This is a genomic window from Subdoligranulum sp. DSM 23681 (assembly GCF_057005535.1).
Genome location: NZ_CM168050.1, coordinates 409,141 through 436,037, shown reverse-complemented (window position 1 = coordinate 436,037; position 26,897 = coordinate 409,141). Strand labels below are relative to the sequence as shown.

Annotated in this window: 25 protein-coding genes, 1 pseudogene and 1 riboswitch; of the genes and pseudogenes, 12 read left to right on the top strand and 14 right to left on the bottom strand. The window is 60.6% G+C overall.

The window, feature by feature from the left end:
• Nucleotides 1-42: 42 nt before the first annotated feature.
• Nucleotides 43-1,605, bottom strand: coding sequence for a peptidoglycan DD-metalloendopeptidase family protein (locus tag AC127K_RS02125; protein ID WP_483721395.1), 1,563 nt, complete (start codon nucleotides 1,603-1,605; stop codon nucleotides 43-45).
• A 369-nt stretch (nucleotides 1,606-1,974) separates the two neighbouring features.
• On the opposite strand from AC127K_RS02125, the gene AC127K_RS02120 reads away from it, so the two are divergent.
• From AC127K_RS02120 to AC127K_RS02080, 9 genes are all read left to right on the top strand, one after another.
• Entirely contained in the window at nucleotides 1,975-3,129 is a 1,155-nt protein-coding gene (locus AC127K_RS02120) for a ribose-phosphate pyrophosphokinase (protein WP_294540742.1), read from the top strand.
• Between the two features lie 155 nt (nucleotides 3,130-3,284).
• Nucleotides 3,285-4,679 carry a UDP-N-acetylmuramoyl-L-alanine--D-glutamate ligase gene (gene murD / locus AC127K_RS02115; RefSeq protein WP_483721394.1) on the top strand — a complete coding sequence of 465 codons (1,395 nt, stop codon included), beginning with the start codon at nucleotides 3,285-3,287 and terminating at the stop codon, nucleotides 4,677-4,679.
• Nucleotides 4,680-4,694: 15 nt separating this feature from the next.
• A complete protein-coding gene (locus AC127K_RS02110) occupies nucleotides 4,695-5,486 on the top strand; it encodes a GNAT family N-acetyltransferase (RefSeq protein WP_483721393.1) in 792 nt (263 codons plus the stop codon).
• On the top strand, nucleotides 5,483-6,742 hold the full coding sequence (locus AC127K_RS02105; protein ID WP_294540708.1) for a methionine gamma-lyase family protein: 1,260 nt from the start codon (nucleotides 5,483-5,485) through the stop codon (nucleotides 6,740-6,742). The genes AC127K_RS02110 and AC127K_RS02105 overlap by 4 nt, the downstream gene beginning before the upstream one ends.
• A 72-nt stretch (nucleotides 6,743-6,814) precedes the next feature.
• Nucleotides 6,815-8,260, top strand: a complete 1,446-nt coding sequence (locus AC127K_RS02100) for a nicotinate phosphoribosyltransferase (RefSeq protein WP_483721392.1) — start codon at nucleotides 6,815-6,817, stop codon at nucleotides 8,258-8,260.
• Nucleotides 8,261-8,349: 89 nt separating this feature from the next.
• Complete coding sequence (locus AC127K_RS02095) at nucleotides 8,350-8,757, top strand: putative ABC transporter permease (protein WP_483721391.1); 408 nt, start codon at nucleotides 8,350-8,352, stop codon at nucleotides 8,755-8,757.
• A gap of 634 nt (nucleotides 8,758-9,391) precedes the next feature.
• A complete protein-coding gene (locus AC127K_RS02090; RefSeq protein WP_483721390.1) occupies nucleotides 9,392-10,054 on the top strand; it encodes an HAD family hydrolase in 663 nt (220 codons plus the stop codon).
• Nucleotides 10,055-10,068: 14 nt separating this feature from the next.
• On the top strand, nucleotides 10,069-11,088 hold the full coding sequence (locus tag AC127K_RS02085; RefSeq protein WP_483721389.1) for a glycosyltransferase family 2 protein: 1,020 nt from the start codon (nucleotides 10,069-10,071) through the stop codon (nucleotides 11,086-11,088).
• 145 nt (nucleotides 11,089-11,233) lie between these two features.
• Complete coding sequence (locus AC127K_RS02080; protein ID WP_483721388.1) at nucleotides 11,234-11,365, top strand: hypothetical protein; 132 nt, start codon at nucleotides 11,234-11,236, stop codon at nucleotides 11,363-11,365.
• 44 nt (nucleotides 11,366-11,409) lie between these two features.
• On the opposite strand, the gene AC127K_RS02075 is transcribed toward AC127K_RS02080, so the two are convergent.
• The 4 genes from AC127K_RS02075 to pckA form a co-directional block, all read right to left on the bottom strand.
• Entirely contained in the window at nucleotides 11,410-12,780 is a 1,371-nt protein-coding gene (locus AC127K_RS02075) for a CCA tRNA nucleotidyltransferase (protein WP_483721387.1), read from the bottom strand.
• A 31-nt stretch (nucleotides 12,781-12,811) separates the two neighbouring features.
• A complete protein-coding gene (locus AC127K_RS02070; protein ID WP_294540724.1) occupies nucleotides 12,812-13,210 on the bottom strand; it encodes a hypothetical protein in 399 nt (132 codons plus the stop codon).
• Between the two features lie 30 nt (nucleotides 13,211-13,240).
• Nucleotides 13,241-14,077 (bottom strand): MurR/RpiR family transcriptional regulator, encoded by an 837-nt coding sequence (locus AC127K_RS02065; protein WP_483721386.1) that lies wholly within the window; start codon nucleotides 14,075-14,077, stop codon nucleotides 13,241-13,243.
• Nucleotides 14,078-14,172: 95 nt separating this feature from the next.
• Nucleotides 14,173-15,765, bottom strand: coding sequence for a phosphoenolpyruvate carboxykinase (ATP) (gene pckA / locus AC127K_RS02060; RefSeq protein ID WP_294540728.1), 1,593 nt, complete (start codon nucleotides 15,763-15,765; stop codon nucleotides 14,173-14,175).
• 212 nt (nucleotides 15,766-15,977) lie between these two features.
• Between pckA and AC127K_RS02055 the strand changes: the two genes are divergently transcribed.
• The 3 genes from AC127K_RS02055 to AC127K_RS02045 all read left to right on the top strand — a co-directional run bounded on the left by AC127K_RS02055 (nucleotide 15,978) and on the right by AC127K_RS02045 (nucleotide 17,355).
• Nucleotides 15,978-16,514: a nitroreductase gene (locus AC127K_RS02055; protein WP_294540730.1), complete on the top strand. Its 537-nt coding sequence runs from the start codon at nucleotides 15,978-15,980 to the stop codon at nucleotides 16,512-16,514.
• Between the two features lie 33 nt (nucleotides 16,515-16,547).
• Complete coding sequence (gene acpS, locus AC127K_RS02050; protein WP_483721385.1) at nucleotides 16,548-16,922, top strand: holo-ACP synthase; 375 nt, start codon at nucleotides 16,548-16,550, stop codon at nucleotides 16,920-16,922.
• A gap of 61 nt (nucleotides 16,923-16,983) precedes the next feature.
• The gene (locus AC127K_RS02045; protein ID WP_204647443.1) at nucleotides 16,984-17,355 is read left to right on the top strand and encodes a type II toxin-antitoxin system PemK/MazF family toxin; all 372 of its coding nucleotides are present in this window, start codon (nucleotides 16,984-16,986) and stop codon (nucleotides 17,353-17,355) included.
• Between the two features lie 78 nt (nucleotides 17,356-17,433).
• Here AC127K_RS02045 and AC127K_RS02040 read toward each other — a convergent pair whose 3' ends face one another.
• The 9 genes and pseudogenes from AC127K_RS02040 to AC127K_RS02000 all read right to left on the bottom strand — a co-directional run bounded on the left by AC127K_RS02040 (nucleotide 17,434) and on the right by AC127K_RS02000 (nucleotide 26,874).
• On the bottom strand, nucleotides 17,434-18,486 hold the full coding sequence (locus AC127K_RS02040) for an FAD:protein FMN transferase (RefSeq protein ID WP_483721384.1): 1,053 nt from the start codon (nucleotides 18,484-18,486) through the stop codon (nucleotides 17,434-17,436).
• Nucleotides 18,483-18,884 (bottom strand): DUF3783 domain-containing protein, encoded by a 402-nt coding sequence (locus AC127K_RS02035; protein WP_483721383.1) that lies wholly within the window; start codon nucleotides 18,882-18,884, stop codon nucleotides 18,483-18,485. The genes AC127K_RS02040 and AC127K_RS02035 overlap by 4 nt, the downstream gene beginning before the upstream one ends.
• A 128-nt stretch (nucleotides 18,885-19,012) precedes the next feature.
• Entirely contained in the window at nucleotides 19,013-19,225 is a 213-nt protein-coding gene (locus AC127K_RS02030) for an SEC-C metal-binding domain-containing protein (RefSeq protein WP_483722166.1), read from the bottom strand.
• A 45-nt stretch (nucleotides 19,226-19,270) separates the two neighbouring features.
• Nucleotides 19,271-21,877: pseudogene (secA, locus tag AC127K_RS02025) on the bottom strand (preprotein translocase subunit SecA); the annotation flags it as partial.
• Nucleotides 21,878-22,035: 158 nt separating this feature from the next.
• Nucleotides 22,036-22,971 (bottom strand): DMT family transporter, encoded by a 936-nt coding sequence (locus tag AC127K_RS02020; RefSeq protein WP_483721382.1) that lies wholly within the window; start codon nucleotides 22,969-22,971, stop codon nucleotides 22,036-22,038.
• A 1-nt stretch (nucleotide 22,972) separates the two neighbouring features.
• Nucleotides 22,973-23,623: an HAD family hydrolase gene (locus tag AC127K_RS02015; RefSeq protein WP_483721381.1), complete on the bottom strand. Its 651-nt coding sequence runs from the start codon at nucleotides 23,621-23,623 to the stop codon at nucleotides 22,973-22,975.
• 23 nt (nucleotides 23,624-23,646) lie between these two features.
• Complete coding sequence (locus tag AC127K_RS02010) at nucleotides 23,647-24,270, bottom strand: QueT transporter family protein (protein ID WP_366776804.1); 624 nt, start codon at nucleotides 24,268-24,270, stop codon at nucleotides 23,647-23,649.
• A gap of 9 nt (nucleotides 24,271-24,279) precedes the next feature.
• Nucleotides 24,280-24,383: riboswitch (PreQ1-III riboswitch) on the bottom strand.
• 75 nt (nucleotides 24,384-24,458) lie between these two features.
• Nucleotides 24,459-25,862 carry an MATE family efflux transporter gene (locus tag AC127K_RS02005; protein WP_483721380.1) on the bottom strand — a complete coding sequence of 468 codons (1,404 nt, stop codon included), beginning with the start codon at nucleotides 25,860-25,862 and terminating at the stop codon, nucleotides 24,459-24,461.
• Nucleotides 25,863-25,968: 106 nt separating this feature from the next.
• Nucleotides 25,969-26,874: a DegV family protein gene (locus AC127K_RS02000; protein WP_483721379.1), complete on the bottom strand. Its 906-nt coding sequence runs from the start codon at nucleotides 26,872-26,874 to the stop codon at nucleotides 25,969-25,971.
• Between the last annotated feature and the right edge of the window lie 23 nt (nucleotides 26,875-26,897).

Here is a 26,897-nt window from a genome sequence, read left to right as displayed (position 1 = left end):
TCCGGCACCTTGGTGCCGGAGCTTTCCTGTACTGTGATTGGTTTATTTGTTCCAGGTGGGGATGTCGGGGAAGACCGTGTGGGCACTGAACCGTCCCTGCGGCCCGTACATCTCAAAATGCAAATGGCTACCGGTGGAGTTGCCGGTGGAACCCATGTAGCCGATGACCTGACCGGCTTCCACATGCTCGCCTTCACTGACAATGTACTGCAGCAGATGCCCGTAACGGGTGGTGTAGCCGCCGTCATGCTCAATGACCACATAGTTGCCGTAGCTGTTCCAGTCGCCCCGGGTCACAATACCGTTCCAGGTGTAGGTCTGGACCACCGTGCCGGAGGCCGCTGCCAGGATGGGCGTGCCGCTGGGCCCTGCAATGTCAATGCCGGTATGGCCGCCTACCATCCACTGGCTGATGTGCCGGTATCCGGGGGCAGGCCAGACAAAGTCATAGCCGTTGATGCTGCCGTACATATAATCCTTCAGCTGGGTGCCGGTGACACGTTCTTCCGCCACCGGATCGGTCAGGATCTTGACCTGTACCGTCTGTACGTCAGTCTGTACCCCGTCCACCGTGGTCACGTCCTGGGTGATCTCCCGCAGACCATTCTGTCCGGTCTGGAGCACCACGGTCTCGCCGTAGTCATAAGCGGCGGATTCCTGGGTATAAACAGGATAGGGGATTTCTTCCTGGTAGGTCTGCCGCTCGATGGACCGGACTTTCAGCAGGTCAGGGTCACCGCGCAGCTGCCCCAGCACATCAGCGTAGGATTGTACCGAGTCGGAGAAAAAGAGCCCGTCCACCAGCTGGACATCATGTACAAAGGCCACCCGCTGGTTGGGATTGTCCACCTGCTTGTAAGGCAGCAGACAGCTTTGCAGAAAACTGCGCAGGTGGTCCCCGTCGGTGGTCACATACTGCAGGGCACCGTCCAGATACACGGCGGTGGCGTCCTGCAGCTCGCCGCCGGACGCCATCAGCAGGGCGTTGACCAGTTCACTCTGTCCCATGGTCTGGTCGTAGTCGGTGGTCAGGATGTAGGTAGGCCAGATTTCAAAGCCGGATTCCGCGGAAGATTGTCCCGCATCACTGAGCACCCGCTGGGCCGTTTCCACACGTTCGTACACGGCCGCGCGGGCGTCGTCGAAAACCTGCTCGTTCTCCACATAACCAACGGTCTGACCGTTTACCTGTACCTGCAGCACGTAGCTCCGGTCCAACCCGGTATAGACAGTCCAGCCCAGCACTCCGGCTGCAGCGGCCAGCAGGGCGCTGCGCAGCAAAAGGCCGGGGGAGAAGGCCACGGCCTGCCCGGTATCGGGGGGCACAAGGGGGCGGACCAAGGCACTCCCCAGGGAGACAAAACCGCGCAGCAGCAGTACGACGAACCAGCCCACTGACCGTGCCAGCCGGATAAGGGTATATTCCACCAGAAAGCCGATGGCGTATAAAAACTCGCCGGTTTCATGCCAGTATGGGAGGCTCCGTACCCGGGAAAGAAACCGGTGTTGGGCAGCGCTGCGCTTTTCTTTTTTATGCCATCGCCGGACGGTACGGCGGCATCGCCAGGCGTCCAGCAGAGAGGTGCGTGAAGGTTTCGTTTTCATCGCTCCTTCTGATTCCTGTCAGATTTGAAGAGGAAATACAAGTTGGTCTAAAACGATAGACCAGATACCAAAAGTCTAACATACGGCCCCTGGACTGTCAAGGCAGCAATAGGGCAGGGGAGTCTATCGGACAGCACAACAAGGGCAAATCTGGCGAATTTGAAAAAATTTTGTAAAAAACACCAGAAATTTTGAGGCGCCTCCTGAAAGGGGATGTGCAAGGTGCGGAAAATCAAAGATTGTACAAAAAAAGCACGGTTGACAGGTGCTTTTGCCGTTCCCATGTGATAAAATAAAGATGAGTTATGATGCGCCTTTGTGCGCACAAAATAAGTATAAAGATCAGTGAAGGAGCAACGTATGGCTGACATGAATCTTGGCCCCCGTGACTTTTTTGCGAAAGAGGACGCAATTGCCGATCTGGGGCTTCTGGCCTGCCCCGGTGCCGAGGAACTGGCCAACCTGGTGGACGGTCACCTGGTGCGCTGGGCCCGCGAGGTCGGTATGGATGTGGATACCTTTATCATTCCCTCCGATTGCCCGCGCTTCCAGTCCGGTGACGCCAAGGGCCTGGTCAAGGCCTCGACCCGCGGTGATGACATCTTTATTTTTGTTGATCCGGGCAACTACAGTGTTACCTACAAACTCTTCGGGTATGAGAACCATCTCTCTCCCGACGATCATTTCCAGAACCTGCTGCGTCTGATCCAGGCTGTTTCCGGCCGTGCTCACCGCATCAGCGTGATCATGCCCAGCCTGTACGGCGGCCGGCAGCATCGCCGTGTCAGCCGCGAAAGCCTGGACTGCGCTTTCGCCCTGCAGCAGCTGCGTTCTGTGGGTGTCAAGAACATCATCACCTTCGATGCCCATGACCCCCGCGTCCAGAACGCTGTGCCCACCATGAGCTTTGACAACGTCATGCCCACCTACCAGGTTCTCAAGTGCCTGCTGCACCATGTGCCTGATGTCCGCTTCGACAAGGAGCACTTCATGGTCGTTTCTCCCGATGAAGGCGCCATGAACCGTAACATGTACTACTCCAGCGTGCTGGGCTGCAACCTGGGTATGTTCTACAAGCGCCGCGACTACTCCAAGATCGTCAACGGCCGCAACCCCATTGTCGCTCATGAGTACCTGGGCGAGAGCGTGGAAGGCAAGGACGTCTTCATTGCCGACGACATCATCGCTTCCGGCGAGAGCATGCTGGACATCGCCTACGGCCTGAAGATGCGCGGCGCCCGCAAGATCTTCACCTACGCCACCTTCCCGCTGTTCACCGCCGGTCTGGACAAGTTCGACAAGGCCTACCAGGACGGCATCGTGGCTGCCGTGCTGGGCACCAACCTGACCTACCGCATGCCCGAGCTGCTGGAACGTGAATGGTACCATGATGTGGACGTGTCCAAGTACACTGCCTACTTTATCGCCGCCATCAACCATGACAAGAGCGTGTCCAGCATCATTGACCCCATGGTCAAGATCCGCGCTCTGCTGGGCCGTCACGGCATCCCCATGGGCTGCTGAGACACACCTCACATCTGAATCACTTTTGATTTTTTGCCTGTGCCGTTTCGGCACAGGCAAAAAATTTGCATTGCGGCGCCTGTCTCGTTATAATAATGGGGTATAAAGAATTCCCGGGGCCTCCCGCCCCGTTGCCGAAAAAGGAGAGGTTTTGTATGCTGCCAATCGAACGTCTGCGGGCGATGGTCGCCGGCAAAAAGGTGGCCTTCATCGGGGCCGGTGTCAGCCACAAACCGTGCATCGAACAGTTTGCCGCCCTGGGTGCCCAGATCACCCTCTGCGACCAGAAACCCAATCTGGAAGCCTTCGGCGACTACGCCGATACCCTCCGCCGCCTGAAGGTGAACCTGAGCCTGGGTGAGCATTACACCGACGGCTTTGCCGGACAGGATATCATCATGCGCACCCCCGGCTATGAGTATTATAAGCCCGAACTGCAGGCGGCGCTGAAGGCCGGCACCATGGTCACCAGCGAGGTGGAACTCTTCTTTGAGCTCTGCCCCTGTGAGATCGTGGCTGTGACCGGTTCGGACGGCAAGACCACCACCACCACTCTCATTGCCAAGATGCTGGAAGCCGCCGGCCGCAAGGTCCTTTTGGGCGGCAACATCGGGGCTGCCCTGCTGCCTCAGCTGGAAACGGTCACCGCCGACGACATTGCCGTGGCGGAACTGTCCAGCTTCCAGCTCATCAGCATGCGCCACAGTCCCAAGGTGGCGGTGGTGACCAACGTCACCCCCAACCACCTGGACCACCACAAGGATATGCAGGAATACATTGACGCCAAGCGCAACATCCTGCTGTGGCAGACCCCGCCCTGCCGTGCGGTCCTGGGATATGAGAATGACATTACCCGGGGCATGGCCGCCGACTGCAAGGGGGAACAGGTCTGGTTCACCCGCCTGCACGAGACCGACAAGGGCGCCTTCCTGCGGGCCTCCGACGATACCCTCTGCTACGCGGAAAACGGTGTGGTCACCCCCATCGTGCCCCGGTCCGAAGTGAAACTGCGCGGCTTGCACAACGTGGAGAACCTGCTGGCCGCCATGGCTGCTGTCTGGGGTCTGGTTCCGGTGGAGGTCATGCGTCAGGTGGCGTCCACCTTCACCGGTGTGGAACACCGCATCGAACCGGTCCGGATGCTGGACGGCGTGCAGTACTATAACGACTCCATTGCCACCAGCCCCACCCGTACCATCGCCGGCCTGCGCAGCTTCGACCAGAAGCTCATCCTGATCGCGGGCGGGTATGACAAAAAGATCAGCTACGCCCCTCTGGCGCCGGAACTCATTGCCCATGTAAAGGTGCTGATCCTCATGGGGGATACCGGCCCCATTATCGAGCGGGAAGTCCGCGCCTGCCCCGGCTTTGCGGAGAGCGGTCTGGAGCTCCTCCACGCCGATTCCATGCAGGATGCGGTGGAAAAGGCCCGCGGTGCTGCCCGTCCCGGCGATATCGTCAGCTTGTCCCCGGCGTCGGCCTCCTTTGACCATTACCCCAACTTTGAAGCCCGCGGACGGGAATACAAGCAGATCGTGAATGCACTGTAACAGGAGGTCCGCCCCGTGATCCAGGCTGTAACCGATGCCGCCCAACAGCGGGCCTTTTTGCAGACCGCTTCCGGCAAGCCCTATTTTCAGGCGTTGCTGGGGCGGGATGCCGCCCTCTGGACCGGTAACCCCGGTGCCCCCACCCGGCTGTTTACCCTGCCCGGTGGGGCCCTGGCATTGAGCGGCCGCTCGGCCCAGCTCTGCTGTGACAATGCGGCTGCCCCGGACTGGGAGGAGCTGGCGCTGTTCCTGCGGTTTGCCGGGGTGGAACGGGTAACGGCCAGCATCCGGCCGCCGGAGATCTGGCCGCTGCGCCGGGACCTGTACCTGTACACTCTGGCCCCCGGCGGGCAGCTGCCGGTGCCGCCGCTGCTGCCGGAACTGCATATAGACCGCCATCCTTCCATGCAGGCCATCAGTGCCGAACTCTTCCCCGAAGAACCGGAACGGCAGGAGGCCTTCTACTCCGAATCCTGCACCGCCCTCAACCACGGCTATGCCCGGGTGCTGGCCGTGTGTGACGGAACAGGAAAAATGGTTTGCACGGTGGGGGCCTACGCCATCTGTGCGGGGGAAGCCTATATGGCAGCGGGGGAGACCCGCCCCGACCTGCGCGGCAAGGGCATCGGCGGGCACCTGATCGTCACCCTGGCCAATGAACTGGCTGCCGAAGGATATACCGTCACCTTTCTGTGTGAGGCAAAGCGCCGGCATTTTTACGACCGTCTGGGCTTTGTGTGCGTGGGCAGCTATGGGCAATATCATCTGCCCGCCCAAACCAACAACGAAGGAATCGAAAATCAATGATCGAACAATTTTTTGACCTGAAACCCGAAGTCCTCGCCCTGGACAAAAAAGCGCTGGAACTGTGCAAGGACCAGTTTGCCCATGTGGAGGAGATCCGGGATTACAACCAGCTGAAGATGCTCAAGGCCTTCACCGGCTGCGGCGTGGAGGCCCGACATTTCTGGGGATCCTCCGGCTACGGCGTCTGGGATGACAGCCGCAACAAGCTGGAGGAAGTCTTTGCCCGCTGCATGGGCGCCGAGGCCGCTCTGGTGCGCCCCCAGTTCATGAGCGGAACCCACACCCTGGCCGTGGCTCTCTTCGGTCTGCTGCGTCCCGGTGACACCCTGCTGGCCGCCACCGGCCGCCCTTATGATACCCTGGAAGGGGTCATCGGCATCGGGGAGGCAGGCAAAGGCTGCGGCACCCTGCGGGAATTCGGCGTGCTGTACGACGAATGTCCCCTCAAACCGGATTTCACCCCCGATTACGAGGCCATTGCCCGTCAGGCCAAGAACGCCACGGTGGTGCACATCCAGCGCAGCCGGGGCTATACCCAGCGCAATGCCTTTGACCTGGCCACCATTCGGAAGGTGGCCGAAATCGCCCGTCAGGCCAACCCCAACGCGGTGATTTTTGTGGACAACTGCTACGGGGAATTCACCCAGAAGCAGGAACCCCTGGAAGTGGGCGCCGACCTCATCGCCGGCAGTTTCATCAAGAACCCCGGCGGCGGCATTACCCCCACCGGCGGATACATTGCCGGACGGGCCGACCTGGTGGAAAAGGTCAGCCACCGCTTCACCGCTCCCGGTATCGGCGCGGAACTGGGCTGCACCCAGGACAGTCTGCGGGATACCTTCCTGGGCTTCTACTACGCCCCCGGCGTGGTGTGCGAGGCCCTCAAGACCGCCATCTATGCCCAGTGTCTGCTGGAACTGTCCGGCGTGAACCCGGTGCCCCGGTATACCGCCGACCACAACGACATCGTCACCTGTTTTGATTCCGGCAGTGCCGCCGCGCTGCAGGGCTTCTGCACCGGTATCCAGCAGGGAAGCCCCATCGACAGCATTGCGGCTCCCGAACCCGCCGATGAGCCCGGTTATACCGATAAAGTCATCATGGCCTCCGGCAGCTTCACCGAAGGCAGTACCATTGAACTTTCCTGCGACGGCCCTCTGCGCGAACCCTATACCTGCTACCTGCAGGGCGGGGTGAACTTTACCGCCGCCCGCGCCGCGGTGCTGTGCGCCGTGCAGAACGCCTTTTTTGCCTGACCTTGTGGTACAAACCGCCCCGGCGGTTTTGCGTCAATATGGACCCTATTGACCGAAAGGAAGGAAAATACCATGCTGGACATCAAGCGCAACCTGACCACCATGACCGACTTTTACGAACTGACCATGTCCGCCGGCTATTTTGACGAAGGCTACAAGGACAAGATCTCTGTCTTTGACATGTTCTTCCGCCGTGTGCCGGACGGCGGCGGCTACGCCATCATGGCGGGGCTGCAGCAGTTCATCGACGCGGTGGATCATCTGCAGTTTACCCGGGAGGACATCGACTATCTGCGGTCTACCCGCATGTTCCGGGAGGATTTCCTGGAATATCTGGCCAACTTCAAGCTTCACTGCAATATCTGGGCCATCGAGGAAGGCGTCCCCATCTTCCCCCAGGAACCCATCGTCACGGTGGAAGGTCCCGCCATTGAATGCCAGCTGCTGGAAACCCTGCTTCTGGTCACCTTCAACCACCAGTGCCTGATCGCCACCAAGGCCAACCGGATCGTGCGGGCGGCTTCGGGGCGTCCGGTCATGGAATTCGGTGCCCGCCGTGCTCAAGGGTATGACGCGGCCTACTTCGGCGCCCGTGCGGCCTACATCGGCGGCTGCGGTTCTACCAGCTGTGTCATGGCGGCCCGGGATTTCGGCATCCCGGCTTCCGGCACCATGGCCCATTCCTGGGTGCAGATGTTCCCCAGTGAGTACGAGGCCTTCAAGAAGTATGCCGAGATGTATCCGGATGCCTGCCTCCTGCTGGTGGATACCTACAACGTGCTGCGCCATGGCATTCCCGATGCCATCAAGGTGTTTGATGAGGTCCTCAAACCCATGGGCAAGCGTCCCAAGGGGGTGCGCATCGACTCCGGCGATATCGCCTACCTGTCCAAGAAGGCCCGCCGCATGCTGGACGAAGCCGGTTATCCCGACTGCACCATCTGCGCTTCCAACAGCCTGGACGAATACCTGGTCCGGGATCTGATCCTGCAGGGGGCCCGTGTGGACAGCTTCGGCATCGGTGAGAACATGATCACCGCCAAGAGCGATCCCGTCTTCGGCGGGGTGTACAAGCTGGCTGCCGTCAAGGAAGAAGACGGTACCTATACGCCCAAGATGAAGCTCAGCGAGTCCGCCGAAAAGACCACCATTCCCTGCCTGAAGAAGGTCTGGCGTATCTATGACGAGGACAACAAGGCGATGGCCGACCTGATCACCATGGCCGACGAAGAGGTGGAGACCAAGCACGGCATCACCCTGTTTGACCCGGTGGAAACCTGGAAGGAGCGCACCTACGTCAACTGCACCGCCCGCTGCCTGTCCACTCCCATTTATGTGAACGGCGAGCGCGTCTACACCAGCCCCTGCCTGGAAGATATCCGCAAGTTCTGCAAGGCCCAGATCAACACCCTGTGGGATGAAGTGAAGCGCTTTGAGAACCCCCACCGCTATTATGTGGACCTGAGCCAGAAACTGTGGGATACCCGCAGCGAACTGCTGAAGGTCCTGTCCAAGTAAGGCAAAAAATAGTTACAAAGTGATTACAGACCCTCTTTCCTGCACAGAATACTCCTACAAAGGTTTCTGCCGGGGAAGGGGGCTTTTTTATGGTGCTGGTCCGCAGTTGCCGCTGGGAGGCGGGCTCGCTGTTTCTGCTGGGCGGGGTTGCGTACCTGGGGTTGGAGATGGCCTGGCGGGGCACCACCCACTGGACCATGTTCTTTGCGGGCGGGCTCTGCCTGTGCCTGCTACGCTGGTTTGATGATTGTTTCCGCTGGCCGCTGCCAGCCGCGGCCCTGCTGGCAGCGGCAGCTGTGTCCGGGGTGGAACTGGTTTTCGGTGTATTCTGTACCCGCCTGTTGGGGCTGCATGTGTGGGACTACAGTACCGAGTGGGGAAACATCGCCGGTCTGATCTGCCCGAAGTACTGCCTGCTGTGGTTTTTGCTCTGTTTTTGGCTGTTGGGCGGCCTGCGTGCCCTGCGCCGGCTGCTGCACACACAGACCGTTTTATAGGACTGGTTTGCTCCGGCCGGACTGCCGAAGTCCGTTTTATGGACCTTTTGCTTCTGTATAATGAAGACAGAAACAAAAGAAAGGCAGGCAGGTTCCATGACCACCAAGTTCAAGAATGTCAACGGCCACATCGAGGTGTATTCCGCACAGGGAGAGTTCCTTTTCTCCGCCGATACCATGGAGGAAGCCTGGCGGGAACTGTGCGCCTGACGCGTACAAACGTGGATGCCGTATAGACAAAACAACGAAAATGTTGAAAATAACAAAAGAACTTTTTGTAAGTTTGTACAAAATGCAGGTTGCAAAAGTCAGACCTTCCGTGTATACTGAAGATGCAAAGAGAGGAAGGCCGGCACCCGCAAGCAGCCGGACTTCCGCCCATCTACAGAAAGGGGATCGCTATGTTGAGCCTGCATAAGATTACGACATGGATGCGCGGTATCATTCAGCGCGGCGAGGACTTTGGTTTGCCGGAGGATGTGTACAACGACGTGATCCCGTCCGGCGTGCATGATTTCCAGCATACCGAATTCTGAGCATGGATCCGGGACCGACCAACGCAAAAAACGTTGGCCGGTCTTGTTTTTTTGCGCAAAAAAAGGTATGCTATATAGGTATACCAAGGAAAGGGGAGATGCCTGTGTCATGGCGGCCTTACGCCATCTTTGACATGGACGGGACTCTGCTGGATTCCACCGGTATGTGGGACCTGGTGGCTGACCGGGTCCTGGCCCGGTGGAATATGCGCTTTGATGAGCAGGATCGGGACAACACCGTTGCCCTGACCATCGAGGGCACGGCACAGTATTATGTGCAGCGGTATCATCTGCCGGTCACGGCGCCGGAACTGGCCGACTGCATCCGCACCGAAGCCCGCCGCGCCTACACCAGCTGCGCCACCCTCAAGCCCGGTGCCGCCGATGTGGTGGACGCCCTGCGGGCCAAAGGGGTGCGGCTGTGTGTGGCTTCGGGCACCGACAAGCCGCTGGTGGATGCAGCTCTGGGACATCTGGGAATCCTGGACCGGTTTGAATTCACCCTCTCCTGCCTTTCGCCCCGGGGCAAGCAGGACCCCGAGGTCTACTTGCGGGCGCTGAAAGCTTTTGGAAGCCCCGACCCCGCACAGGTCATGGTATTTGAGGATTCCCCCACGGCACTGGCCACAGCCAGACAGCTGGGCCTGTACACGGTAGCTGTGTGGGACACTTACACCGCCGACGCCTGGCCCGGCCTGGGGCAGACGGCCGACAGCCTGTGCGAACGCTGGCCCGACTGGCTGGCGCAAAACCAAATGTAAGAGGAGAAGTCAGTATGAAATTGATCACCTTTACCGTGCCCTGCTACAACTCGGCCGCTTATATGGACCGCTGCATCAAGACCCTGCTGCCTGCGGGGGAGGACGCGGAGATCATCCTGGTGGATGACGGCTCCAAGGACGAGACCGGTGCCATTGCGGACGCCTGGGCGGAAAAATATCCCACCATCATCCGCGTCATTCATCAGGAGAACGGCGGCCACGGCGAGGGCGTGAACCAGGGCATCCGCAACGCTTCCGGCATGTATTTCAAGGTAGTGGACTCGGACGACTGGCTGGACGCCGACGCTTTGCAGAAGGTCATGGCCAAGCTGCGGGAATTCGCGGCTATGCCCCAGCCCGTGGACCTGCTTTTGTGCAACTATGTGTATGAGCACACGGTGGACAACACCCACCACACGGTGCGGTATACCGGCATTCTGCCCCAGGACAAGGTCTTTACCTGGCAGGACATCGGCCATTTCCCGCCCAGCCAGAACATCCTGATGCACTCTGTCATCTACCGCACCCAGATTCTGCGGGATTGTGGCCTGCGCCTGCCCAAGCACACCTTCTACGTGGACAATGTCTTTGTCTATCTGCCTCTGCCCAGCTGCCGCAGCCTGTATTATATGGACCTGGATCTCTATCGGTATTTCATCGGCCGGGAGGACCAGAGCGTCAACGAAAAGGTCATGGTCAAGCGGGTGGACCAGCAGGTGCGGGTCACCAAGCTGATGATCACCGCTGTGGACCTGTACGCCCTGCCGCCGGAGCAGAAAAAGCTGCGGGCTTATATGTTCAACTATCTGTCCATGATGATGACCATCTCCAGCGTGTTCCTGACTATGGATGGCAGTGCGGAAGCCCTGGCCAAGAAGGCCGAGCTCTGGCAGTTCCTCAAGCTGCATGACCGCCGCGTCTACCGCCGCTGTGTGGCGTCGGTGGCGGGGCTGTGCAACCTGCCCGGGAAAGCCGGCCGCGGCATCACCCTGTGGGGCTATCGCGTGGCTCAGAAGATCTTCAAGTTCAATTAAAAAATGGCAGGCCGCCCTTTCGGATATCTCCGGGTTCGGGCGGCCTTTTCATATTTTGAAAAAAACAGAACTCCCTCCTTGTTTTGCGGTATCATACAGTCAGACCGAAAGACAAACCGAAAAACGGGAAAGGAGCCGATACACCATGCTGAACTGGAAAAAAATCTGGAACGACGTTATTTTGAATCGCCTGAGCCACCTGCTGGCCAATGCCGATGAACAGGGCTTCCGGGACCTGTACATGAACTGCCTGGAAGATCTGCTTCTGGATGAATGATATACCAAAAAAGCCCTCCGCCGCCAAGGCAGAGGGCCTTTTTCTTATGAAAGCTGCCGGCTGCGCACAGCCTGCAGCAATGCCTCCCGTTCGTTGGGCAGGATGCCCTGCATGACGGATCGCAGCAGCCATTCCAGCGTATTGCCCACCAGGGGGCCGGGGGTCAGTCCGGCGGCAATCAGGTCGCTGCCGGTGATGGCCAGTCCTGAAACGGTATAACAGGCGGTATCGGCCAGGTGCTGCATGCAGGCGGCAAACTCCCGCACTTCCCGGCAGCGCAGCGCCACCGCTTCATTGTTGGCGTGGGCCGCCAGATCAGCCAGTTTCAGACGGCACAGCCGCTGCCAGAACAGCGGACCGCGCTGATGCAGCTGTTCCAGGATCTCGGCTTCCGACTGGGGCAGGGGACTGTCGTGTACCGCCACCAGAGCCGTCACCCCGTCAATCAGGTAGACAGGCGCCCGCAGCCGCTGCAGAATCTGGCGGGCCAGGTGGGCACCCCGCTGGTTGTGCCCCGGAAAATGAGCCGTGCCGTCCTCGTCCTCGGTGCGGCACATCGGCTTTGCCATGTCATGCAGCAGCACGGACCAGCGCAGGACCCGGGCACTGCGAGGGTCCATTCCCTCGGTGTCCAATCCGCCTACGGCCGCCGCCGTGTGGTTCCACACATCGTAGCAATGCCAGCGCCCCAGCTGAGAACAGCCGATGCAGGCTTCGATTTCCGGCAAAGCACCGGCCAGAATATGTCCATACCGGGCCAGGACCGTTCCGGCGGCAAAGCCTTCCAGAAGGCGATCCAGCTCGGTAAAAATCCGCTCCACGGAAACACACCGCACCGACATCCGGGCACCCAGGGCCGCCTCGGCCGTGGCAGGATCCAGGCGGAACCCCAGCTGGGCGGCAAACCGCACTGCCCGCAGGATGCGCAGGGCGTCTTCATCGAAGCGTGCCGCCGGGTCTCCCACACAGCGCAGGATGCCTGCCTGCAGGTCCTGCTGCCCGCCAAAAAGGTCAACAAGGCCTTCCTTCGGGGACCAGGCCATGGCATTGACGGTGAAATCCCGGCGGGCCAGATCCTCCCGCAGGCAGGGGACAAAGCGGACGCAGTCGGGATGCCGGCCGTCCGTATAATGCCCGTCCTGCCGGAAGGTGGTGATCTCCCAGCTTCTGCCGTCCAGCACCACCGCCACCGTGCCGTGTTTTTTGCCTTTCAGCAGCAGCCGCTGTCCGGCAAACAAGGCTTCGATCTCATCGGGACGGGCGCTGGTGCAGATATCCCAGTCATCCGGGATGCGGCCCAACAAACTGTCCCGCACGCATCCGCCCACAATGTAGGCATCATACCCGGCTTGCTGCAATCTGTCCAGCAGACGACAGGCTTGTACCGGAGGCCGGATCTGGGCGATATCGTTCATATCCGTACCTCCTTTCCTTTTCGGATATGGATCATTCAAAATGCCATTGCTGGCTCAGGTCCACGGTGCAGGCCACGCAGTCGCCCTCTTCCATCAGAGAAGCCACCTTCAGGCGGGCCGCTTCCTCATCGGGCATCCAGGTCACCAGGAAGAAATTCTCCGCCGGCACTCCGTAATAGACCCAGATCCCGTCGGCGCGTACCAGATCACTCAGGTGATCCAGTTCCTCGCCGTCGGTCAGGCCGGAGCCTTCCTCAGCGTAGATCATTTCCGGGCTCACCTGCATGCTGTCGATTACCGTGATGCTGCTGGTAATGTAGCCGTCGCGGTCGGTGCTCGTCATCTTGTCACCGCATACTTCCCATGCCGAAGCGAACGCCTTGATCAGCAATTCGCGCACCTCGATCATGGAATCCCCAGGATTGTACATGATATTCCTTCTTTCTATTGTAACGGTTGCTTACAGTATAGCATGCCCTTGCGGCAGGGGCAATCCATTTGCATCAAACTGTGTCAGCGGGCCGAAGTATGCCAGCAGCATGTCGGCCAAAGCCAGCTCCGCATACCGGTGAAAGGTATAATCCTTGCCGGCACCGGCCACCACAGCCTTTTTTACAAAGGGATACTTCCGGGCCGTTTCGGCGTTCTGGGTCAGCAGCCAGAATTCGCCGGCTTCCTCGGCCAGACGCTGCACGGCATCGATCATGACTTCCAGTCCGCACCCGTTCATGCTCAGCATTAAAATCAGGGTGCCGCGGCTCACTGTCACATCATGGAGGTTGGCGGTGGAAAGCAGAACCCGGATGATTTTGCCCCGTTTGACCAGTTCCCGCTGCTGGTACAGCATCATCAGGCCGGAGTATTCCATCCCCAGCAGCAGCACGTCCTCTGCGGCCCGGATGGCATCCGCCAGGGCCTGCATCTGGTTGGGGTCCACCCCGGCCAGACAGGCGTACAGATCGCTTCCCAGGGTGCGGCAGCTGTCCTGCAGGGCAGGCTGTACCAGGGCGGCTTTGTCGTAGCCGAATACATTGCCGCAGTAGTAGGCCGACTGGGCCCGCATGCGGCGATCCAGGACGCACTCATCCTTGAAATGCAGAAAGTCATCATAGCCCAGGCTGTGGCAGAACCGGGTGATGGTGGCGGCCGAAACATGGCAGGCAGCTGCAAGCTGGGTGATGCTCATGTTCAGCAGTTCATCAAAGTGAGCCAGACAGTAGCGGGCAATACTCTGGTTGGTCTGGCCCAGGTTTTCTTCCGACGCCACAAACAAAAGCAGTTCCTGTGCCATCTGCATGGGGCAGAGCCTCCTTTGCAAAATAAATCGTCCCCGCCCCGTGCAGCAGCAGGGGCGGGGACGGTGGTTTATGGATTCAGCTCAGCCGCAGAAACTCAGTTCTTGGGCTTGGGGCCGGCTTCCGCAATTTCGGAAGGCATGTTGGGATACTTCTTGGCGAAGTTGTCCGCAAACATCTGGGCCAGCTTGTTGGCCTGGGCGTCGTAGGCGTCCTTGTCGGCCCACATGCCGCGGGCGTCCAGCATTTCGTCGGGCACGCCGGGGCAGCTGACGGGATAATCCACGTTGAACACGTCATGGTGCTTGAACTCGATGGAGTCGAAGCTGCCGTTCAGAGCGGCGGTGACCATGGCACGGGTGTAAGCCAGCTTCATGCGCTTGGCACCGGCAGCGGCGCTGCCGCCGGCCCAGCCGGTGTTGACCAGGTAGACCTTGGTGCCGTACTTGTCCAGCTTTTCGCCCAGCATTTCCGCGTAGACGGAAGGATCCATGGGCATGAAGGGTTCGCCGAACAGGGTGGAGAAGGTGGGCTGCGGCTCGGTGATGCCACGCTCGGTGCCGGCCAGCTTGGAAGTGAAGCCGGTGACGAAGTGGTACATGGCAGCGTTCTTGTCCAGACGGCTGATCGGAGGCAGAACACCGAAAGCATCGGCGGTCAGGAAGATGACAACCTTGGGGATGCCGCCTTCGCCGGGGATCTGGGCGTTGTTGATGTAGTTGACGGGATAGCCCACGCGGGTGTTCTCGGTCAGGCTGCCATCATCAAAGTCCAGTTCACGGGTCTCGGGATCCATGACCACGTTCTCCACCAGGGAGCCGAAGCGGATGGCATTGTAGATGTCGGGCTCGTTCTCGGCGCTCAGGTTGATGCACTTGGCATAGCAGCCGCCCTCAAAGTTGAAGACGCCGTCCGGGCTCCAGCCATGCTCGTCGTCGCCGATCAGCTTGCGGGCGGGGTCGGCAGACAGGGTGGTCTTGCCGGTGCCGGACAGGCCGAAGAAGACGGCGGTCTCATGGGTCACGGGGTCCATGTTGGCGGAGCAGTGCATGGGCAGAACGTTCTCCTTGGTCATGACGTAGTTCATGGTGGAGAAGACGCTCTTCTTGATCTCGCCGGAATACTGGCTGCCGCAGATGACGATGACATGAGCCTCGTAGTCGATCATGATGGCAGCTTCGCTGTGGACGCCGTCCACTTCAGGATCGCACTTGAAGCCGGGAGCAACCAGCATGGTGTAGTCGGGTTCGCCGTAGTTGGCCAGTTCCTCCGCGGTGGGGCGGATCAGCAGCTGATGGATGAACAGGTTCTGGCTGGCCATCTCATTGATGATGCGGAACTTCTTGGTGTACTTCTTGTCGGCGCCGGCAAAACCGTCGAAGATGAAGACTTCGCGGCCCTGGAGGTACGCAGCGACCTTGCCCTTGATGGCATCGAACTTTTCGCGGCTGATGGGGCGGTTGACCTTGCCCCAGGCGATGTCGTCATGCACAGCGGGGGTATCAACGATGAACTTATCGTTAGGGGAGCGGCCGGTGTACTTGCCGGTGGTAACCACCAGGGCACCGGTGTTGGACAAAGTGCCCTCACCGCGGCGCAGAGCGGCCTCGGTCAGCTGGGCGGGGGTCAGGTTGCGGTACACGGCCTTGGGGCCGATGATCCCGAACTTTTCGATTCCATAAGTCTCCATGGGAAACTACCTCCTTATATGCCATTGTATGCCACTTTAATGGACTGTCTTTAGTATAGCCGAAAGCACTGCAAAAGGCAATGGACCCAACTGCAAATTTGAAAAAAATTAACACATTTTGGCGCCGGGAACTTGCAAGGCATGGTATAATAAAGACAAAAAACAGGGCGGACGGCCGTTGGTGCCCCCGCCGGAAAGGTGAGATTTTGATTATGCTGACCAATGAAACTCTGAATACGCTGAACACCCGCCGCAGCTGCCGTGCTTATGCGGACCGTCCGGTGGAAGCCGAGAAGATCGAAGCCATCCTGAAGGCCGGTACGTACGCCCCCACTGCCATGGGCCAGCAGAGCCCGGTGATCGTGGCTGTGGTCAACAAGGAAGTGCGGGATCACCTGTCCCGTATGAACGCTGCCGTCATGGGCTCGGACAAGGACCCCTTCTACGGGGCTCCGGTGGACCTGGTGGTTCTGGCCGATACCCGGCAGCCCAACTGGAAGGCAGACGGCAGCCTGGTCATGGGCAACATGCTCAACGCCGCGGCCAGCCTGGGCCTGGGTTCCTGCTGGATCAACCGCGCCTATGAGATGTTTGAGACCGAGGAAGGCAAAGCCCTGCTGAAGGAATGGGGCGTGCCCAACGCGGAATATCTGGCCGGCGTGGGCAATTGCGTGGTGGGGTACGGCGTTCCCGGCGGGGAAAAGCCTGCCGCTCCCCGCAAGGAAAACTATGTGGTGTATGTGCGCTGAGGCAAGACGCAATCAGCAAAAGGAAGGTGCGGCATGATCTACGGCATCGGGACCGATTTGTGTGAGAGCGCCCGGATGGAAAAGGCCATTGCCCGGGACCTTTTTCTGAAAAAGGTCTTTTCCCCGGCGGAACAGGAACTGCTCCTCTCCCATACCGGCAAACACCGGACCGAGACGGCCGCTGCCAACTTCGCAGCCAAGGAAGCGTTCCTCAAGGCCTGCGGCTGTGGCCTGGGCGGCTTTGCCCTGGCGGAGATCGGTGTGCTGCGCCGGGAAAGCGGTGCCCCTTATTATGAACTCTGCGGCGAGGCGGCCCGGTGGGTGCAGGAACATCATCTGACGGCCCACCTGAGTCTGACCCATGATGCGGGTCTGGCCTGTGCTTTTGCGGTTTTGGAACAGGGATGATTAAATCCCGCTCTGCCTGCTTATACTGTAAACAGAACAAACAAGCAGGGAGGGCAAATCCATGGAGGTACACAGAGGAGAAGTTTTCTACGCTGATCTGAGCCCGGTGGTGGGTTCGGAACAGGGAGGCGTGCGGCCGGTACTTATCATCCAGAATGAAATCGGGAACCGGCACAGCCCCACCGTCATTGCGGCGGCCATCACGTCCCGGCAGGACAAAAACCGCCTGCCCACCCATATCGGGGTCCGGGCGGACCGGTGCGGTCTGAGCAAGGACAGCATCGTGCTCACCGAGCAGATCCGCACCCTGGACAAACGCCGCCTGCGGGAGCGGGCGGGGCGCATCCCGCCCGAGGACATGCAGCGGGTGGACGAGGCCCTGGGCGTGTCCATGGGGCTGGTGGAACAGCCGCCTCATGGCAGTTTTACCTGAATCAGCTGAAACATCCATAAAAAAAGACCTTTCCCGGACCGGGGCGTTCCCGGCGGGAAAGGTCTTTTTGCTTGCAGATCATTGGGGCCAGCCGTCGGAAGGAAGGAGCACATCTCCCTCCAGCACCCACAGTGCACTGGCTCCCTCCACCTTGGCCAGCACCGTCTGCCCCTGGGCCTGAGGCAGACAGAACAGCCCGGTGGAAAGAGCATCCCCGATGCCGCTGTCGGTGCACAGGATGGCCACGCTGCGGCAGTAGCGGGCGGGCTGCAGGGTGCTCAGGTCGATGAGGTGATGATACCGCACCCCATCCACTGTGAAATGTCGCTGGTAGTCTCCGCTGACCACCAGGCTCTGGCCCGGTTCCAGGGATACCTGCGCCAGGTATTCCTCTCCGTCCGGGTCCTGGACCCCGGCGGTCCAGCGGCTGCCGTCCGGCTTTTTGCCGATGGCCCGCACGTTGCCGCCCACGTTCAGGATGGCGGAGGTCAGCCCCCGGACTTCGGCTTTTTGGGCGGCCTGTTCCACCGCCCAGCCCTTGGCAATGCCGCCCACATCCAGCTGCAGGTCAGGGTCGGCGAACTGCACGGTGCAGGCCGTCTCATCCAGGACCAGATCATCCATATCCATGTGTTCGGCGGCCTGCTGCAAAGCGTCCCCGGCGGGCAGAATATCGGCGGTCAGGGCTGTCTCCGGGGAAGCCGCTTCGGCGGCGGTGCGGGCGTCGTGCCACAAGGAAAGCACCGTGCCCGCCGCAATGTTGCAGGCGCCGTCGGTCAGGTCGTAGGCCTGTTTGCCGAACTGCAGCAGGGCAAACAGGTCTGCGTCCACCGTTACCGGTTCCTGTCCGGCCTGGGCGTTGACGGTGGCCATGTTGGTCAGGCCGTCGTAGGTGTTGTAGATGTCGAACAGCTGGTGATAATGCAGCAGGTCATCGTGGATCGCCTGGGATTGCTGCTGCCATTCTTCCTCGCTGGAGGCATACCCGGTGACCACCGTCACGGTGTCGAATACATCCCACCAGGTGGCGGTGTAGGCTTTGGGGGCGGTGCGGTCCTGCCAGAAGCTGAATCCCACCACCGCTGCCAGCGCCGCGCACAGGCCCAGGGCCATCCAGCCCCGGCGGGTCAAGACTGGCCTCCCACGGTGGCGTGTTCCTCACACAGCTCCCGCAGCAGGGCGTCCAGGGTCCAGTCCCGGCTGGTGGGGGTCACCATGGCCCGCAGGGCAATGGCGGCTCCGCCCCGGCGCACTTCGTCCACAAAGCGGCCCAGAGAGCCGTTGTCATGGCGCAGCCCGCTGATGATCATGGCCGCGTGGTCGGTGGGGGAGGGAAGGGAAGCTCTGTCCGGGGCATGGCGACCGGTGCACAGGTCGCCCACCCGGGCGCTCAACTCGGCGGGCCCCACGGAGCGGACCTTCAGGCCAAAGGAGGAGGCCGTGCGGGCCAGGTGGTCGTATCCCGCATTCAGCGGTCCGAAATTCCACAGCAGCACGCAGCGCGGTTCCTTCTGGATATGTGCTTTCATAAGCGATGAAACCTCCGCAGTTCATTGGAAATGAATTTTATTCTACCACATCTGGCCCCGAAAACAAAGGCCATGGCAACAGGCAAACAAAAAAGACCGGACACAGGGTCCGGTCTTGGGCACTTGGATTACAGGTCAGGATGGTATTCCTTGCAGGTGCATTTCTTCCACTTCAGACCGCTGCCGCAGGGGCAGGGATCGTTGCGGCCGATCTTCTGTACCCGCACGGGGGCGCTGCCCTTGGCGCCGGGACGGGTGGGGGCGCCTTCGCCGGTGGGCTTGGCGACCTGTTCCCGCTGGGGCTGGGCTTCGGGGCGGCGGATCTCGATGGTCAGCAGCATATGGACGGCGTCCTCACGGATGGAGGCGATCATCTCGTCAAACATGGCAAAGCCTTCCAGACGGTATTCCACCACCGGGTCGTGCTGGCCGTAGCCGCGCAGACCCATGCCCTGCTTCAGCTGATCCATGTTGTCGATGTGGTCCATCCACTTGGTATCCACATTGCGCAGCAGGCAGATGCGTTCCAGCTCCCGCATGGTCTTGGAGCCGTACTTGGCTTCCTTGGCCTGCAGGATCTGCATGCCCCGGTCATACAGGGTCTTGGCCACTTCTTCCTTGGTGACATTGCTCAGCTGCTCGGTGGAGTAGTTGAAGTCAGTGGGCAGGCACAGCCAGTTCATATAATGGCGGCGCAGGGCGGCAAAATCCCAGTCATCCGGCACATCGCCGCTGAGGAAAGAGTTGCAGCTCTCGTCGATGGATTCCCGCATCATCTCATGCAGCTTGTCCGAGATATCCTCGCCGTCCAGCACCATCTGACGCTGCTTGTAGATGATCTCGCGCTGCTGGTTCATGACATCGTCGTACTGCAGCACCTGTTTACGGATGGCAAAGTTGGAAGCTTCCAGCTTTTTCTGGGCGCTTTCGATGGTGTTGGTGATGAGTTTGTTCTCAATGGGCATGTCCTCGTCGATGCCCAGGGAGTTCATCATATTCTGTACCCGCTCACCGCCGAAGATGCGCATCAGATCGTCTTCCAGGCTCAGGAAGAAACGGGAAGCACCTGGGTCACCCTGACGGCCGGCACGGCCGCGCAGCTGGTTGTCGATACGGCGACTCTCGTGGCGCTCGGTGCCGATGATGAACAGGCCGCCGGCGGCACGCACAGCTTCGGCTTCCGCCTTCACCTCGGGCTCATATTCGGCCACCAGCTCGTCAAACCGCTTGCGGGCAGCCAGAATCTCGGCATCCTCGGTGTCGGCATGGCCGTCGGCTTCGGTGAGCAGCAGGTCCAGGCGGGCGGAATGATCCACCGGCGCCGGCTTTTCGGGCAGGGGCTGATTGGCCGCCTTGGCGGCGGCGCGGGCTGCCTGATACTCGGCCTCGATCTTTTCGTCGTCCTGGGCCAGCTTGCGCTCCAGTTCCTTGCGCAGGGTGGCCTTGGCCATATAGGTCACGTTGCCGCCCAGCATGATGTCGGTACCACGGCCGGCCATGTTGGTGGCAATGGTCACGGCGCCCTGCTTGCCGGCCTGGGCCACGATCTCCGCCTCGCGCTCGTGGTGCTTGGCGTTCAGGACGTTGTGGGGCACGCCGCGGGCCTTCAGCATTTTGGAAAGGGTCTCGCTCTTCTCCACGCTGACGGTGCCCACCAGCACGGGCTGGCCCTTCTCATGGCATTCCACGATCTGGTTGATGACGGCGTCATACTTGCCCTTGACGGTCTTGTATACGCTGTCCGGCAGATCCTTGCGGGCCCGGGGCTTGTTGGTGGGCACGCTGACGATCTGCAGACCGTAGATCTCGCTGAATTCGTCGGCCTCGGTGGAAGCGGTACCGGTCATGCCGGCCAGCTTCTTGTACATGCGGAAGTAGTTCTGGAAGGTGATGGTGGCCAGAGTCTTGCTCTCGGCGGCCACGTTGACCCCTTCCTTGGCCTCGATGGCCTGGTGCAGGCCATCGTTGTAGCGGCGTCCGTACATCAGACGGCCGGTGAACTCGTCCACGATGATGACTTCGCCGTCCTTGACGATGTAGTCGGTGTCGCGGTGCATGACGCCCCGGGCCTTGATGGCCTGGTCGATGTAATGGCGCAGGGTCATGTTGTCGGCGTCGGCCAGGTTGTCCACGCCGAACCAGGCTTCGGCTTTCTGCACGCCGCTCTCGGTCAGGGTGCAGCTCTTGTGCTTTTCGTCCACCACATAGTCGCCGTCCACCTGTTCCTCGGCGGCCACCTTGTCGTCCAGCTCCACAATGACGCTCTTCTTCAGGGTCTTGGCAAAGTCGTCGGCGCGCTTGTACATCACGCTGGAATCTTCGCCCTTGCCGGAGATGATCAGCGGGGTACGGGCCTCGTCGATGAGGATGGAGTCCACCTCGTCCACGATGGCATAGGCATGTCCGCGCTGGACCATGTTGGCCTTGTAGACCACCATGTTGTCCCGCAGATAGTCAAAGCCGAATTCGTTGTTAGTGCCGTAGGTGACGTCAGCCTCGTAGGCCTTCTTGCGCTCGGCAGGGGTGACGGAATGGATCACCAGACCCACGGTCAGGCCCAGGAAGCGGTAGACCTTGCCCATCCATTCGCTGTCGCGCTTGGCCAGATAGTCGTTGACGGTGACCACGTGCACGCCCTCGCCGGTCAGGGCATTGAGGTAGACGGGCATGGTAGCCACCAGGGTCTTGCCTTCACCGGTCTGCATCTCGGCGATGCAGGCGCGGTGAAGCACGATGCCGCCGATGACCTGCACGGGGTAGGGCTTCAGGCCCAGAACACGCCAGTCGGCTTCCCGGCAGACGGCGAATGCCTCAGGCAGGATCTCGTCCAGGGTGGCGCCGTTCTTCAGCTTTTCTTTCAGAGCGGGGGTCTTGGCCTGCAGCTCGGCGTCGGTCAGCTTCTGCATCTCCGGCTCCAGAGCCAGCACCTTATCGGCCAGCGGTTTGATGCGCTTGAGTTCCTTGTCGGAAAAAGTTCCGAACAGTTTCTCCATAAAAGACATATGTGAACCCCTATCATTTCTGCCGCCTTGCGGGGCGGTCGATTTAGTCGTATGCCAGTTGATACACTCCAATATAATACACCCGTGCAAGGGTCTGTGTCAAACCTTGCACGGGTGTATTTTGGCATATTCTTTTGTCGCAGCAGCGTTCAGGTGCGGGCTTCAGCCGGTTTGGCAGCACGGGCGGAAGGGTGTTCCGGTTTTGCCAGCAGGACCAGCATCAGGAAGATGCACCCGAAGCCCAGTGCATCCCAGAAGGTGAAGGCGGACCCCAGCCCCAGGGTGCTGATGACGGCGGCCGTCACCGGCTCCGCAAAGCTGTACAGGCTGGCTTTCTGGGCGCCCACCATCTTCACGCCCTGCATGAAGCAGCAGAAGGCCACCACATTGCCGATGATCACCACCACCGCAATGCCCAGCCAGCCCATGGCATTGGGCACATAGCCGCTCTCCCAGGGACGGCAGATCAGGCTGAACAGGATGCCGCCCACCAGGAAGGCCCAACCCTGCAAAACCGGGGTGGGGAACTGCTGCTGCAGATTCCGGGGCCACACGGTGTAGATCACCACGCACACGGCACAGCACAGACCGGTGACCAGGGCTTCGGGGCTCACGGCCAGTCCGTCCAGACTGCCGTGGGTGGTCAGGAAGAACAGCCCCACCAGAGCCAGAATCACCGAGCCCACCTCAAAACCGCGAGGCATCCGTCTGGCCTGCCAGCATACCACCATCAGGATGAACACCGGGGAGATGTTCTGCAAAATGGTGGCCATGCCGGCCCCCGCCAGCTGGATGGTGGTAAAGTAGAGCATCTGGCAGCCGCTGACCCCGGCGATGCCGTAGATCAGCAGGTCGATGATGTTGCGGCGGCCATGCCAGGGAGCAAAGAGCAGTTTGGGGTTCCGGATCAGGAAGTACCCGCACAGCAGGACGCCGGCCAGGAACAGCCGGATAGGGGCCAGCCAGAAAGCGTCCATGCCCTGCCGGGTGAACAGATACTGTCCCGTACAACCCGAGATCCCCCAGCAGGCGGCCCCGAACATGGTCAGAAACGCCCCCATAATGTTGCTGCTTTTTGACTGCATTTCAACGTTCCTCCAGTATCAGGGCGGCTGCGTCGCCCAGGGTATCGCAGACCGGTGCACCGGTGGCGGCCAGGGTCTCGGCGTTCTGGTGCCCGCCGCATTGCAGCACGCACCGCACGCCCATGGCCCGGGCCACCTCAAAGTCGTGCACCGTATCGCCGATCATGACCGCACGGGCGGGGTCCATGCCGCTTTCGTGCAGATAGCCAAGACCCAGGTCCACCTTGCTCTTGGCATAGATGTCTCCCAGCCCCAGCAGCCGGTCAAAATAGGGCCGGACGCCTCGCTCCCGGACCTGACTTTCCAGTACGTTCACGGGGGAGGCGGACAGGATGACCTGCCGCAGTCCGGCGTCCGCAAACGTCTGCAGGACCTGTCGGGCATCCGGTGCCAGGGTGCAGGCGGTGGCGTGGGGGATGTAGTCGGCCATATAGCTTTCGGCCAGGACAGAAAAAGGGTGCCGGGAAAAATCCATCCCGGCGCGCAGGTAATAGTCTTCCACGGGGAATCCGAAGATCTTCCGGTAAGACGCCATGTCGTACCGCTGGGGGTAGCCAAAGCGGGCCAAAAGACGGTTGAGCGCATCCAGGCCGAGTCTGGCGTCATCCAGCAAGGTGCCGTTCCAATCCCATAAAATCAGTTCGGGGCGCATGACGTCCTCCTTTCGGTGCGGTCTCAGGCCGCAGGATGCTTCACGGGTTCCACAAAGAGCTTTTTCAGCTCGCGGTTGGTTTCAATCAGGCGGACCAGCAGCACACCCAGGATGCAGCAGCTGATCACTTCGCCAATGCCCACCGTCAGCATGTTGAACAGGGTGACGGGCAGGGTGGCGGGGGTGTCGGAGAAGAAGACGCTGATCTCCCACCCCACGATGAGGGCGTTGAAGAGTACCGGAGGCAGGGAAGCGGGCAGGGCCAGACCCTTCACCCGCACATTGCGCAGGGCGTAGGTGACCAGGCAGGCCAGCAGGGTGGCCAGGGTGCCGAACACCACGTCAATGACGGTGGAGCCCAGGGCGTTGGCCAGCAGGCAGCCCAGGGTCACGCCTACGATGTATTCCGGGCCGAACACCGGCAGCAGGCACAGGGCCTCCGCCAGACGGACCTGCACGGCGCCGTAGCTGAAGGGCTGCAGCGCCAGACAGAGCACCACATACACGGCGGCGATCATGGCGCAGCGAACCATCCGGTTGGTGCGCAGGGCGCTGCCCTGTGCGGAGTCGTCCCGGCGCATGGCCAGACGCACACCCAGAAAGACCGCCAGCACAGCGGCCACGAACACGATAATCCATTTCATCATAGTACAATACTCCGGCGGATAGATTTTGACCGGATACGGGACCGCCAGCCCCGGCCGGTTTGTCGCCGCACGGTGCAAAACCGGGCGGCGGAGCCTAAAATCCTAAGTTGCTCAACAAAAAGCTATTATAACAAAAACCCCGGCACCTTGCAAGATGCCGGGGCAGGTTTGCTGCCGGAAAAATCCGGTTATTCCACAATGGTTCTCACCCAGGACCCGCGCTTGACCAGCACAAAGCCCAGGATGCATTTGATCAGGTCCAGCACGTTCACCATGAAGTAGACCAGAACGATGTCCAGCCCGGTGTACCGGGTCAGAACAAAGGCCATGGGCACGTTGGCGGCCCAGGTGAAGCAGCTGTCGAACAGGAAGGTGACAAAGGTCTTGCCGCCCGACCGCAGGGTGAAGTACATGGCGTTGGAAAGGGCGAACAGGGGCATGCACAGCGCAGCGACCCGGATCAGGCTGGACGCCAGCAGTCGGATGGACATTTCGGTGTTGTAGACATGGGGGATCAGGGGACTGAACAACGCCAGCAGACTGCCCATGACCAGACAGCTGAAAGCACTGAGCACGATCATCCGCCAGGCGGTGCGGCGGGCACCGTCCTTGCGCCCCGCGCCCAGTTCCTGGCCAACCAGAATGGCGGTGGCGTTGCCCAGGGAGAGGAACACCTCGTTGAAGATGACGGTGATGGTGTTGCAGATGTTCAGCGCCGCCACCACCTGGATGCCCCGCACCGAGTAGCACTGCAGCAGGGCCGCCTGACTCACGCTCCACAGAAATTCGTTGAGCAGCAAGGGCGCGCCTTTCAGCGCCACCTGCCGTACCAGGGCGCCCGGAATATGGAAGGAAGCGTACACCCCCGAGAAGAAGGGATACCGCTCCACGCTGCGGTGAGAGCCGGACACCACAATGGCGCACTCCACAAAACGGGAAATGGAGGTGGCAATGCCGGCGCCAACCACGCCCAGGGCCGGAAGCCCGAACAGGCCGAAGATCAGCAGGCCGTTGAAGATGAAGTTCACCACCATGGCGGTCATGCTGGCCTGCATGGGCAGGGTGGTCTGGCCGGATTCCCGCAGGGTGCCGGCATAGGTCTGGGTCACCGCAAAGGGGATCAGCCCGATGAGCATCACCCACAGGTAGTCCCGGGCATAGCCCAGGGTGGCGGCCGCATCGGCGGGGGAGGTATCGCCGCTGAGGTACAGCTCGATGAGCGGGGTTCCCGCTGCCGCAAACAGGAGCAGGGCCCCGGCGGTGAGGATGGCGGCGGTGACCAGCTTGATGCGGAAGGTCTGCCGTACCCCTTCCATATTTCCCTGGCCGAAGAACTGGGCGCCGAAGATGCCGGCTCCGGCCAGACTGCCCCAGATGACCAGATTGTACACAAACAGAAGCTGGTTGATGATGGCCACGGCGCTCATGGGCAGGGTGCCCACCTGGCCCACCATCACATTGTCCAGCAGGCTGATCACATTGGACAGGGTGTTCTGCACAATGATGGGCATGACCACCACCGCCACATGGCGGTAGAAGGGGCGGTCGCCCAGCACACACTCCCGCAGGGTCAGGGTGTCGCTCGTCTGCATGGGATTCACGTCCTTTTCACACAAAAATCAGATACCGCAAAGCAAAACAGCGCAGCAAAAAGGGCCGCCGCCCGACAGGGGGTGACGGCCCGCAAGAGCAAATAGGTCAGGGCAGGGAAGGCTGGTAGTCCGCCAGACGACGGGGCTTGCCCTCGAAAACCACAGCGATGGCATCGGGCCCGGTATTGGCGCTGACGGCGCCGCCCAGCTGGAACACGCCCAGAGGTGCGTGTCCGAATTCCTTCTTGCACAGCTTGAGCAGCTCGTCCCGCTTTTCGGTGCTGGAGGTGTAGGCGATGAGGTAGGGGGTCTGACGCATGTCGTCCACCCGGGACTTGACCCATTTCAGCATGGCCACAGGGACAGCGGCGTCACCGCGGACCTTGGCTTCCACGTGGCTGATGCCGTCGTTCAGGCTGATGATGGGGCGCAGGCCCAGCAGCTCGCCCGCGAAAGCGGCGGCAGCCGAAACGCGGCCGGACTTTTTCATCTGTTTCAGACTGTACGCGGCCAGACAGACTTCCACACAGGCCAGCTTGTGTTCCAGTTCGGCAATGCAGCTGTGGAGCTCGCCGCCGTTGCGCAGCTTGCGGGCGCATTCGCACAGATAGTAGCCGAACACCATGGAATATGTATGGCTGTCTACCAGGTGGATCTTCATGGTGCAGTCAGGGCGCTCCTCTGCCAGCTGGGCAGCCGCCTGCTGGGCATAACCGTAGGTGGCGGAACCGCCGCTGTTGATGCTCACATGCAGCACGTCGGTATAGCCTTCGTCGGCGTAGCGGGTATAGATCTCCAGCCACTGCATGGCCGTGATGGCGGCCGTGGTGGGTACGCCCTGGGCGTTGCGCATCAGCTCGTAGAACTGGTCGCAGGTCAGGTCCCGACGCTCAAAATACTCCTTCCCGTCAATGTTGATCGGGAAGTCATAAACGTCGATGCCGTACTTCTCGGCCATATCCTTCGGGATGTCGCAGCTGGAATCGGTCATGATCGCAAGTTTACGTTCCATCGGTGCACTCACTTCTCTCACTT

Excerpts from the sequence above, each read along its gene's own strand:
- AC127K_RS02125 (WP_483721395.1), bottom strand. The coding sequence starts at position 1,605 with ATGAAAACGAAACCTTCACGCACCTCTCTGCTGGACGCCTGGCGATGC.
- AC127K_RS02120 (WP_294540742.1), top strand. The coding sequence starts at position 1,975 with ATGAATCTTGGCCCCCGTGACTTTTTTGCGAAAGAGGACGCAATTGCC.
- murD (WP_483721394.1), top strand. The coding sequence starts at position 3,285 with ATGCTGCCAATCGAACGTCTGCGGGCGATGGTCGCCGGCAAAAAGGTG.
- AC127K_RS02105 (WP_294540708.1), top strand. The coding sequence starts at position 5,483 with ATGATCGAACAATTTTTTGACCTGAAACCCGAAGTCCTCGCCCTGGAC.
- AC127K_RS02100 (WP_483721392.1), top strand. The coding sequence starts at position 6,815 with ATGCTGGACATCAAGCGCAACCTGACCACCATGACCGACTTTTACGAA.
- AC127K_RS02095 (WP_483721391.1), top strand. The coding sequence starts at position 8,350 with ATGGTGCTGGTCCGCAGTTGCCGCTGGGAGGCGGGCTCGCTGTTTCTG.
- AC127K_RS02090 (WP_483721390.1), top strand. The coding sequence starts at position 9,392 with ATGCCTGTGTCATGGCGGCCTTACGCCATCTTTGACATGGACGGGACT.
- AC127K_RS02085 (WP_483721389.1), top strand. The coding sequence starts at position 10,069 with ATGAAATTGATCACCTTTACCGTGCCCTGCTACAACTCGGCCGCTTAT.
- AC127K_RS02080 (WP_483721388.1), top strand. The coding sequence starts at position 11,234 with ATGCTGAACTGGAAAAAAATCTGGAACGACGTTATTTTGAATCGCCTG.
- AC127K_RS02075 (WP_483721387.1), bottom strand. The coding sequence starts at position 12,780 with ATGAACGATATCGCCCAGATCCGGCCTCCGGTACAAGCCTGTCGTCTG.
- AC127K_RS02070 (WP_294540724.1), bottom strand. The coding sequence starts at position 13,210 with ATGTACAATCCTGGGGATTCCATGATCGAGGTGCGCGAATTGCTGATC.
- AC127K_RS02065 (WP_483721386.1), bottom strand. The coding sequence starts at position 14,077 with ATGCAGATGGCACAGGAACTGCTTTTGTTTGTGGCGTCGGAAGAAAAC.
- pckA (WP_294540728.1), bottom strand. The coding sequence starts at position 15,765 with ATGGAGACTTATGGAATCGAAAAGTTCGGGATCATCGGCCCCAAGGCC.
- AC127K_RS02055 (WP_294540730.1), top strand. The coding sequence starts at position 15,978 with ATGCTGACCAATGAAACTCTGAATACGCTGAACACCCGCCGCAGCTGC.
- acpS (WP_483721385.1), top strand. The coding sequence starts at position 16,548 with ATGATCTACGGCATCGGGACCGATTTGTGTGAGAGCGCCCGGATGGAA.
- AC127K_RS02045 (WP_204647443.1), top strand. The coding sequence starts at position 16,984 with ATGGAGGTACACAGAGGAGAAGTTTTCTACGCTGATCTGAGCCCGGTG.
- AC127K_RS02035 (WP_483721383.1), bottom strand. The coding sequence starts at position 18,884 with ATGAAAGCACATATCCAGAAGGAACCGCGCTGCGTGCTGCTGTGGAAT.
- AC127K_RS02030 (WP_483722166.1), bottom strand. The coding sequence starts at position 19,225 with ATGCTGCTGACCATCGAGATCCGCCGCCCCGAAGCCCAGCCCCAGCGG.
- AC127K_RS02020 (WP_483721382.1), bottom strand. The coding sequence starts at position 22,971 with ATGCAGTCAAAAAGCAGCAACATTATGGGGGCGTTTCTGACCATGTTC.
- AC127K_RS02015 (WP_483721381.1), bottom strand. The coding sequence starts at position 23,623 with ATGCGCCCCGAACTGATTTTATGGGATTGGAACGGCACCTTGCTGGAT.
- AC127K_RS02010 (WP_366776804.1), bottom strand. The coding sequence starts at position 24,270 with ATGATGAAATGGATTATCGTGTTCGTGGCCGCTGTGCTGGCGGTCTTT.
- AC127K_RS02005 (WP_483721380.1), bottom strand. The coding sequence starts at position 25,862 with ATGCAGACGAGCGACACCCTGACCCTGCGGGAGTGTGTGCTGGGCGAC.
- AC127K_RS02000 (WP_483721379.1), bottom strand. The coding sequence starts at position 26,874 with ATGGAACGTAAACTTGCGATCATGACCGATTCCAGCTGCGACATCCCG.